The sequence below is a fragment of the Pseudomonas sp. AC463 genome (assembly GCF_979253585.1).
This window is the reverse complement of record NZ_CEEDDZ010000913.1, coordinates 1-252: the sequence shown is the minus strand read 5'-3', so window position 1 is coordinate 252 and position 252 is coordinate 1. Positions and strand designations below refer to the sequence as shown.

The following is a 252-nucleotide window of genomic DNA, read 5'->3' as shown; positions in this document are numbered from 1 at the left end:
ATCCGAAGATGCCGAGCGCGGAGGCGGTCGCGATCTCATGCTCGAACGTGTGGCCCGCCAGCGTCGCGTGGTTCGCCTCGATATTGACGCGGACCTCTTTCTCCAGCCCATAGCGCTTGAGGAAGCCGTACACCGTCGCGGTGTCGAAGTCGTACTGGTGCTTGGTCGGCTCGTGCGGCTTCGGCTCGATCAGGATCGTGCCGGTGAAGCCGATCTTGTGCTTGTGCTCCACGACCAGCGTCAGGAAACGGC

The 252-nt window shown here is 63.1% G+C and carries 1 pseudogene; it reads right to left on the bottom strand.

Annotated features, from left to right (window positions below):
• Positions 1–252 (bottom strand): annotated as a pseudogene (locus AC0IYH_RS32885) (xylose isomerase); the annotation flags it as partial.